Below are 9,973 nucleotides of genomic sequence, written 5' to 3'. Positions count from 1 at the left end.
AAACAGATCACAGAGATCCTCAGGGCAATTTCCAGTTTCCTGTTCGTGATAGTAAATTGTGTTTTTTATCGAGTTGTAGAGAATAATCATGTTTATAATATACTGCAATGTAATATTTTAATAAAAATAAATGGGGGGGGGGTAGAATTATCGTGAATAACTAAAAAACAATTCATCCCGATTTTCTCTATCATTTTTTTCTCCCGAGAAAATTTATTTTCCGAATCTGATGTTTAAACGGCAGGTGTCAAATGGTTTTTTTTAACTGTTAATAATTCTGAGAAACTTTATATTATCGTAGATGATCGATCCAACCTGAAATCTGATGTAAAATTTTTCCTTGCCAACATTTAGCCTGTTTTATTTTTAGCTTTCCAGCTTGAAAAATTACTTTTCAGGCTTATTTGATAAGTGAAATATTTAAGGAGAAAATAGATGGCTTCAACTTCAGATATTAGAAATGGAATGATCATAAAGTTCAAAAATGATCTTTATGAAATCGTGGAATTCCTGCATGTAAAGCCGGGTAAAGGTGCTGCTTTTGTGCGAACCAAACTGAAAAACGTGCAAACCGGAAAAGTGATCGATAATACCTTCCGCACCAGTGAAAAACTGGAAGAAGTACGCGTGGAAAAACACAAAAAAGAATATTTATATTTCGACGGCAGTTTTTATGTTTTCATGGATTCCTCCACTTACGAACAAATGCAGGTTTCTCCCGAAGCTATTGGCGATTATGACAAAATGCTGGTGGAAAATATGGAAGTTGCCATGAAAATGGACCCCGAACGTAATATTCTGGGAATCGAACTTCCTACAACTGTGGAACAGGAAATTGCTGAATGTGAACCGAACGTGAAGGGAAATTCTGCTTCTGTAAGCGGTAAGAAAGCTGTAACAGATCGTGGACTTGATATAACGGTTCCTTTCTTTATCGAGGTTGGAGATAAAATAAAAATTGACACAAGAACCGGTGAATATATAGAGAGAGTGTAGATTTACAAGGTTCTTGAATTAAAAGTTTAAGAATTAAGAATATAGGAGATTAAGATGCCAAAAGCCAGAACATTCGCAGCAAAGCTTGCTCACGAAATTAGTACAGAAGGAAAGGTTATCTGCCCGAAATGCGATCAGGAGATCAAAAAAGTTAAATTGATCCGTGCTAATAAATCTAAAGCAGATACCTGGACTCCAGGATATGAATTCGTAAGTTTGTGCAAGTGCAATGAAAAGGATGTAATGTCCGGAAAAGTTTAGTAACAAAATTTGAATAAGATCTTTTCTGTCTTATTCGAATAAATTATTCAGTACCCTCTTTATCTTTATTTTTGATCGAAGAGGGTATTTATGTTTATTTGGAAAGTGATGTTTCATTAAATGATTTGAGGATGATGAAAATGACAAAAAAACTCGTAACTGTAATTCTTCTGCTGATTGCTGTTTCGTATTTAATTAGCCTACCAATTGTTCCCGGAAAGGAAACTGGACATTCTCCCACAAAAGAATATCCTTCCGAAATTTTTGGCAGGCAAAATGGCAACAGAGAAGTTGATTTACCACAAAGCATTTTAGCTCTTCGAGTAGAATTTACCGATGTTCAATTTGACCTGGTTCCCGATTTTCCAGATTCTTTGGCTCATGATAAGGAGTTTTATGAGCGACTACTTTTTCACAATGCCAGCTATTGGCAGGATGCATCTCATGGTGAATATGTTCTAACTGAAGATAATTACACAGTTTGGAGTGAAGTGATTTCACTTCCTAATTCGATGGCTTATTACGGTGATGACGATCTTCAAATTGAAAGAGTTTGTGAAATGGTGGTTGATCTTATCGATGCAGTAGATGATGATATCGATTTTAATGAGTTTGATGCGTTTATTATTATCCACGCCGGGGCTGGACAGGAAACCGATCCCGACATGGAAGAAGAGATCTACAGCACTTTCTTAAGTCGACGCTCTTTGCAGGCTGGTATCGATCCTGAAAATGATGATTTTCCCGGCATCGAAACTAATGACGGAATTTTCCTGAAAGAATTTGCGATAATTCCGGAAACCTCCAATCAACCTTATATTCAGCCCGGCGATGCCCTCTACGGACTTCTTGGTGTAATTGTTCATAATTTTGGACATCAAATCGGTTTGCCGACATTATTTGATAACAATTCCAGTAATGGCGTTTCCTATGGAATTGGTGGATTTGGTTTGATGGGAACGGGTGTCTGGAATGCCAACGGTTACGTTCCACCGCTTCCCTGTGCCTGGTCGCGTCATTATCTTGGATGGGAAGACAACATTGTGGAAATTGATGAAACCACAGACGAACTGGAACTGACTTTTCCTATGGCGGACGATGATGTAACTCCCAAATTGTATAAACTCAAAATTACCGATGATGAATATTTTTTGATCGAAAACAGACAGCAAAATCCCGATAACAGCATGTATGTAAATGCTGATGGAGATACCGTAGTTTCCTTTACTTTTGCCACAATTCCCGATCAACCGGTTTACCCGCCGGGAAATGTGAACGAAGGGCAACCCAAATTCAGTTTCATGGAAAACAGCTATCTTGGTTGTGAATGGGATTTTTATCTTCCAGGTTACAGCTACAGCTCCGATCCTGACGCAGACGGTTCAGGAATTCTGATCTGGCATATAGATGAGAATGTGATCGATGCTAATTTCGATCCTGAGTTTGAAATGAACGAGGTAAATGGTGATGCTTCCCATAAAGGCGTCGATCTGGAACAGGCTTCCGGAATTCAGACTCTGGATAGTCCACAATATGGCTTGGAAAGCTTTTATGGCAGCATGTACGACGCATACAGAAAAAGATATATCAATGATAATGCTGATTCTTTAGCTTACTATTTTGGTTTCAGCAATCATGATGGAATTTCCTGGTCGCCCACTGCCGAAAGCTATTACGGCGGCATTCCCCTGGAAGTTGATGATATCAGTGAATCTGATTCTTTGATGACTTTATCAGTACGTTATGGCTGGTCATTAGATGCTGGAAATGATGGTGAAAACAAGCTATCAGCTTTTGCGATAGATTTTGATCTGGACGGTGAAACAGAGCTTTTTGCACCGCAACCGAATGGTGAAGTTTATTTATGGCAGGATGAAATGCAATTTCCTGATTTTCCTATCGATACCGGTTCATCCATCCAGGTTCCTTTTCCCTGCACGTACGATGAATTATCCAATTCAGTTTTGATGCAGGGAGAAGTTGATGTAACCAACGCGGCAGCTTTGTATCTTATTAATTACGATATTCCCGGCTACATAGATGATATTTATTTTGATACAGATAGAAAATGGGCGGGACCTGTTGTGATAAATCCCGATACAAATTTTGAACAGAGATTATTTCTGCCTTTGAAAGTTCCCAGCGAAGATGATAGTAGTTTACTCGTTGCGATGGATGATGATTTCAATACGATGGGTTCGGATATAATTCTCAGAGATATTATCTCAAACATGGTTTTGGAAAACAATAAAATTCACCTGATGGTGGGTGATTGGGAAATGTTCGTGAAAGATCTTCCGGAAAATTCTGTTTCAATTTCCGGCTTGGAAATGACTGAACCATATCCCGAAATCTGGTCTTTCCAAATGGCGGATATAAACAGTGATGAAACTGCTGAATATGTCATCACAGCTGCCGATTCCATGCTCTATGTTTTCGCTCAGGATGGAAGTAAGTTTCCAAATTTCCCTGTTGAAATTGGTTTGAATGCTGTATCGATTCCATCTTTTGCAGATGTAGATATGAATGGACAGCTGGATATTTTGATCGGTGGTGAAAACACGTTCAAAGTTTTTTCTGCCAGTGGTTCATTTATGATGCCTTCGCAAACTCTTGCCAATCCTGACAGCACAATTTCTGCTGCTGGAATTATCGCTGCCGATGTAACTGGAAACGGACAATTGGAAATTCTGGGAAACTTTTCGCGAAATCGTTTTAGTATCTGGGAAAATATTAATAATAACAATTTTGAATTAAGCAGAAATTACCCGCTAACATTCAGCAAAAGAAGTCTTAATTATCCTGTTTTATCCGAATATTCCAATCAACCTTTCAGGGCATATCTTTCCAGTAACGACGGTGTTATTTTCCGATCCGAATTGCCGATAAATCAAATGCCGAATTTACACGGAAGTTTGCATGAATACTGCAATTTACAAAGAACAGGATATTGGCAACAAGATACATCTATTCCATTTGAAACTGATGATTTATTCTTAAAAGATGAAACATATTTCTATCCCAATCCGCTCAGCAGCGTTTTCTCCAAAGGTGTGGATTTTGGAAATGAAGTTCCTTACATGACAATAATTTTAAGGATCATGACTTCCGAAGATGTGGATGTGAATGTAAAAATATTTGACAGCGCTGCCAATAAAATATATCAGCAGGATCAATATTGTGAAAAGTACATTCCAAAAAAAGTTTACATCAATGCAAAAAAATGGGCTTCCGGCGTGTATTTTGCTATTATCAAGGCAAATGGTAAAGTGATAAAACGCAAGTTTGCGATAGAAAAATAAAAGTGAGTTTGCCGTCATGTCGAGTGATCTTCATGAAATTTTGACGAAACATGTAATTGGCTATTCTTCGTCAAAGCAAATGAAAGAACTTCTCAGAATGACGAAATTATAAAAAATAGAGGAGAAAGATAGATGAAAAGAATTTTATTAACTCTGTCGTTGCTGATATTTTCGTTGGCAATTCTGGCAGACACAACCGGAGAAGCCGGATTTCAAATGCTGAAAGTTCCGACCGGAGCGACAACCAGCGCTCAAGGTGGAGTGGGTGCATTTACAGCAAATGATGCTTTTGGATTTATGAGCAATCCGACGGCGGGAATGCTGCCCAAAAAACGAGTGATCTCTTTTTCGCATAATTACTGGCTTATCGATTATCAGATGAACAGCGGTGCCTATTATTATTCGCAGGGAAAAAAAGCTTTTGGTTTTGGTTATCGCTATCTGGATTATGGCAAATTGGAAAGTCGCGATGATGTAGGAAATATCACTGGTGAATTTCATCCGATGGATATGGTACTGACAACCAATTTCGGCTATCGTATTACTCCAGATATGTATTTGGCGGCAAACTTGAATGCGCTTTATGAGAAGATCGATGCTGCTTCTGCTGTTGGTTTGGCTTTCGATATCGGTTATACTTATCTTACTCCCATCAAAGATCTTACAGTTGCAGCTGCTGTTAAAAATATCGGTAAAACAGGCGATATGGATAAAGAAGATATCGATCTGCCAATCGCAGCAGAAATTTCTTTGATCAAAGCTCTGCAACTAAAATCGGTAAAATTTGCCAATGAACTGAAAATAATGAAATACAGCGATAACGATGAATTGCAAATGGTTTTGGGAACGAATATTCATATTACTGAGATTTTGAAACTAAGATTGGGTTACAAACTCAACTATGATGCAGAGGATTTCAGCGCGGGAATTGGTATTAAACTGAAGAAAATCGATGTGGATTATGCTTACGTGCCGTTCAATTCGGAAATCGATGATGTACACGTGATCGGATTGACGTATAAATTTTAGCAGTGGATCAGATAAGTGAAAATGTTGTCATACTGAGTTTTCACCTTGTTGGGAGTCTCGAAGTATGTGGCAAGCGATAAAGATATTGCTTAAGTAAAAAATTTTACAAAGAAAAAAGCCATATCCTTCCCTTCGTCAAGCTCAGGGTAAACTAAGCTCAGGATGACATCTGATAATTAAAATGGAGAATTTTTATGAAATTTGCCGGAAGTTTCGGGTTGATATTGATAATAATAACAAGCAATATTTTTGGTTTGGATCGGGTTCCCAATCAGCTTATCTTCAAGACTTCCGAACCGATAATTACAACTTCCCGCTCAACCGGTCTGGCTGATTTCGACAGCTTTCTGCAAACAAAAAATATTAAAAATATAAAACCTGTTCTGAACAAAAATCGGAACAGGTTTTTTGTTGCTTCCTTTTCGCAGGATATCGATTGGGAAAATATTAAAAATCTAAAATTTTCCGGTATCGAATATATTCAGCCGAATTACCTGAATGAAATGCTGATGCAGCCGAATGATCCGTTATATTCGGAACAGCAGATTAACTTTGAAAATTGTCATATTCCTGAAGCCTGGAATATTACCACTGGAAATGATCAGATTATTGTAGCAGTTGTAGATTCGGGAATAAATTTCGAACATCCAGATTTGCAGGAAAATCTTTATTACAATCAAAATGAAATCCCAAATGATGGAATTGATAACGATGCAAATGGCTACATCGATGACTGGCGCGGCTGGGATTTTGTGGATGCACCGGAACTCAGCAGCATTGGAACCGGAGATTTTCTGGAGCGTGATAATGATGCTTCCGATGATCTTTTTCATGGAACTCATGTAGCAGGAATTATTGCTGCCGATACTAATAACAATGAAGGAATTGCCGGAGTTTGCTGGCATGCCAGAATTATGCCGATCCGCAGCGGATTCACCACAAATATTGCCGGAGCCGGTTATCTGCAGGACGATGATGCCGCAGCCGGAGTTATTTACGCTGCCGATCAAGGTGCAGACATTATTAACGTAAGTTGGGGAGATGCAAATTATTCTCCCATCATCGCCGATGCCTGCCAGTATGCTTATGAAAAAGGAAGCATCATTGTAGCTGCTGCCGGAAACAGTTCTGTAAGCATTAATCGACAGATAATGTATCCTGCCAAACTTGCTTCCACGCTGGCAATCGGAGCTGTAAATGCCAGTAAAGAATTAGCATCATTTTCCTGTATCGGACCGGAACTTGACGTTGTAGCACCGGGAAGTTTTATTTTAAGTACATACAACAATGATAATCCATATCATGAACTTTCCGGAACTTCGATGGCTGCTCCTTTTGTAGCAGGATGTCTGGCAAATTTGCTTTCCATCGAACCGGGTTTGGATTTTGAAGAAATTAAATCCAGATTGGCAGAAACTTCCATCGATCTGGGAAATTCCGGATTCGATGAAAATTACGGCAATGGTCTCATCGATGCAGAAGCACTCATTACACACGAAAATGAATTTCAAATCGAAATAGAACAGCCAACCGATTTTTCAGGATTTCATGAATCATTTCCAATTATCGGCACTGTTGATGCCGATCGCTTTAATTATTACAAAGTAAATTATGCCTTCCAGGATGAAGATGAAAATATTGAATGGCTGCCGGTAGATCCCAGTTTTGATCGCTATTACGAACCGGTTCATTCCGATTTGATCGCCGAATTTGTAGTCTCGCCCAATTTGCCCGATTCCGCTTACACGATCAAACTGGAAGTTTTCGACTTCAGCCTGAACAGCTATCAATTCGTTTTCACTGTTCATATCGATCAGACTGCTCCGCAATACCTGGCAGATTATGCTTCCTGGATGCAGCGTTTTGAAGCAGAAAACAACGAATATTTCGTTAATGTTCTGTTCGATGAAGACGTCTTTCTGCAAAATACAAATTCACCACAAATGTACAATTTACCGAATCGTGCCAACGATAATCATGTTCTAAAATTATATCACGATCCACCTGATCAACCGATTGATATCAATGCAGTAAACACAGCAGGTTTGGAAATTTACCTGGAAGAAGCTTTCGATTTTGACCGGAATTATTTTTCTATCGATCAAAACAGTTTTGTGCAAACTGCTGCCGGACAGCAAATCTATGCCTTCCACAAATCTTTCGATTTTGATGAAGACGGCAAGTTTGATTTTGTGGGAATTGTCAGCGAAAATGATGAGAATGTTTTGAAGGTATTTTCCATAGATCAAAACGAAGTGGTCGAAAAACATGATTTTGGTGTTTCCTACTGGCCGCATGATATTGGCGATACCGATGGAAATGGCATTGAGATCATCACGATGAAGTCTGATAAACCGATTTTGCTGGCAACCGAAAATTCAGTTTATCCAAACGTGGAATATGAACTCCCTTTCATCGCTTTTGGAGCAAATCTGGTCGATTATGACGGAGATGGTTTGGATGAGATCGTGCTGATCAAAAATGAAACAATTAATGGTATTACCAAAAAAGTGCTTTCACTTGTCCAACGAAATGGTTCTGATTTTACAATTGAATATACGATCACCAATCCTACCGATCCCAATATTTGGAACATCTTTGCCAATCGTGTTTACTGCGAAAACTTAGATGGTGACATTTATCCCGATTTAGTTTGTACCGATCTGGATGGTGATGTGATGATATTTGAATATGAAACCGGAGAATTTGAGCTTTCCTGGAATGGAAAATTACCGTTGGGGAATGCTTATTATCTTCAGGTTGGCGATTTTACCGGCGATGGACAAAATGAAATTTGTGCCGGCGGTTACAACGCCGATTATTCCGATCCCAACCGCTCATTCTCATTTTTCCAATTCTTCAAATCGTCTGCCAATAACGAATACGAAACTATCGGTTACGTCAGTTTTTCTCAGGTTACCGAGAAGAATTCTCTTACTCAAGCCGATCTGGATAACGATGGAGATGCGGAAATTATAATAGGAGTTCCGCCCAATCTTTATGTGATCGATTACCAGAATGGTGAATTTATCCCAATCTGGCGGGGAACTTCATTTTCTAATGCTTCCAATGTGATAACTGCTGCTCCGCAGACCGATCAGGATGAAGCTTTCATTTTCTGCAATCAGCAGATCGATGACGAAGTGCAAAGCTGCCTTACAAGATGGAATGAGCCATTTAGCGGCCCGCAGACTCCCTATCAATTTTCAGTTTCTCCACTCGATGAAAATTCCGTTCAGTTAAATTGGCAGCACGATTCTGCAAATAGTTTTAATGTTTATCGAAAACAAAATGAAGAAATCCAACTTATCGCTGAAGAAATAAATACTTTTGACTTTACAGACTCAAATCTATCTCCATTGGATAGTTTATATTATCGCATTACAGCTATCGACAATTCCTACATCCCACAGGAAAGTCTGCCCACTTCCTGGAAACTGGCGGTTCCCGATTTTGCTCCGCAGATTCTGCAGGTGGAAATGATCTCACAGAATAAGTTGAAAGCAACTTTTTCCAAACCGCTTGCCAATTCTGCTGCCAATCGTGGGAATTATACTGTTTCGCCTGAAATCGGTAATCCTATTTCTGTTAATCTTATCGAGCAGAACCAGGCAGTGCTCCTGCGTTTTGATGTAGATTTTAATTCTACAATTGCGCAATATGAGTTAGAATTTTCTTTATCAGGGAATACTGGAGTTCCGGCTATTGGATCACCATTTTCCTTTCTTTACAAAGATGACACGATCCCGCCGGAAATTAATTTTACCACGATTTTAGGAAGCGATCAAGTTAGTATTTCATTTTCGGAATCGATGCAATTCCAAACTGTAGAAAATACTGAGAATTACACTTTGATCTCACCGGCAAATGATGCGCAGAATTATATTGTTTCCGCTTCTTACAATGAAACCGATTCCTGTTTTGTTATCTTGAATTTTGCCGAAGAATTCAAAATTTGCAGTAAACCTTATTTTATTAAACTGGAAAACATGCAGGATAATGCTGGAAATGAGCTGTCGATAGCTCATAATAAATGTCATTTCAGCTTGACAGATGAGTTGGGTTTCAGAAATTTAAAACAGTTAAAAGTGTGTCCAAATCCGCTTGATATGAGCAAGAGCGCATTTGGAGAAATAAGTTTTATAAATCTTCCGCTGCACGTAGATGGCAGCATTTTCATCTACGATCTGAGCGGAAACCTGATCTTTAACGAAGAGTTTGGACCTTTTTCCCATCCTGCTCAAAACTACAGCTGGGAATGCAAAAACAAGGCAGGAAAGAGGATCTCTTCCGGAATTTATTATTACGTTTTTCGTATGGGAAAAGATTCCAAACGTGGCAAAATTATTGTCATCAACTAGAATTTGTGTGATGAAAGGAGATTG

Annotated in this window: 5 protein-coding genes; all 5 read left to right on the top strand. The window is 38.8% G+C overall.

Going from position 1 to position 9,973, the window contains the following annotated elements:
• Positions 1 to 435 precede the first annotated feature (435 nt).
• The 5 genes from efp (at position 436) to K9N40_07370 (ending at position 9,949) form a co-directional block, all read left to right on the top strand.
• Entirely contained in the window at positions 436 to 996 is a 561-nt protein-coding gene (gene efp / locus K9N40_07390) for an elongation factor P (GenBank protein ID MCF7814284.1), read from the top strand.
• Between the two features lie 54 nt (positions 997 to 1,050).
• Positions 1,051 to 1,257: a hypothetical protein gene (locus tag K9N40_07385; protein ID MCF7814283.1), complete on the top strand. Its 207-nt coding sequence runs from the start codon at positions 1,051 to 1,053 to the stop codon at positions 1,255 to 1,257.
• Between the two features lie 134 nt (positions 1,258 to 1,391).
• On the top strand, positions 1,392 to 4,559 hold the full coding sequence (locus K9N40_07380) for a hypothetical protein (GenBank protein MCF7814282.1): 3,168 nt from the start codon (positions 1,392 to 1,394) through the stop codon (positions 4,557 to 4,559).
• A 132-nt stretch (positions 4,560 to 4,691) separates the two neighbouring features.
• On the top strand, positions 4,692 to 5,588 hold the full coding sequence (locus tag K9N40_07375) for a PorV/PorQ family protein (GenBank protein MCF7814281.1): 897 nt from the start codon (positions 4,692 to 4,694) through the stop codon (positions 5,586 to 5,588).
• 194 nt (positions 5,589 to 5,782) lie between these two features.
• On the top strand, positions 5,783 to 9,949 hold the full coding sequence (locus tag K9N40_07370; protein ID MCF7814280.1) for a S8 family serine peptidase: 4,167 nt from the start codon (positions 5,783 to 5,785) through the stop codon (positions 9,947 to 9,949).
• Positions 9,950 to 9,973: the final 24 nt, after the last annotated feature.

This window comes from Candidatus Cloacimonadota bacterium (assembly GCA_021734245.1).
Taxonomy (GTDB): domain Bacteria; phylum Cloacimonadota; class Cloacimonadia; order Cloacimonadales; family TCS61; genus B137-G9.
This window is presented reverse-complemented; position numbering and strand designations above follow the sequence as displayed.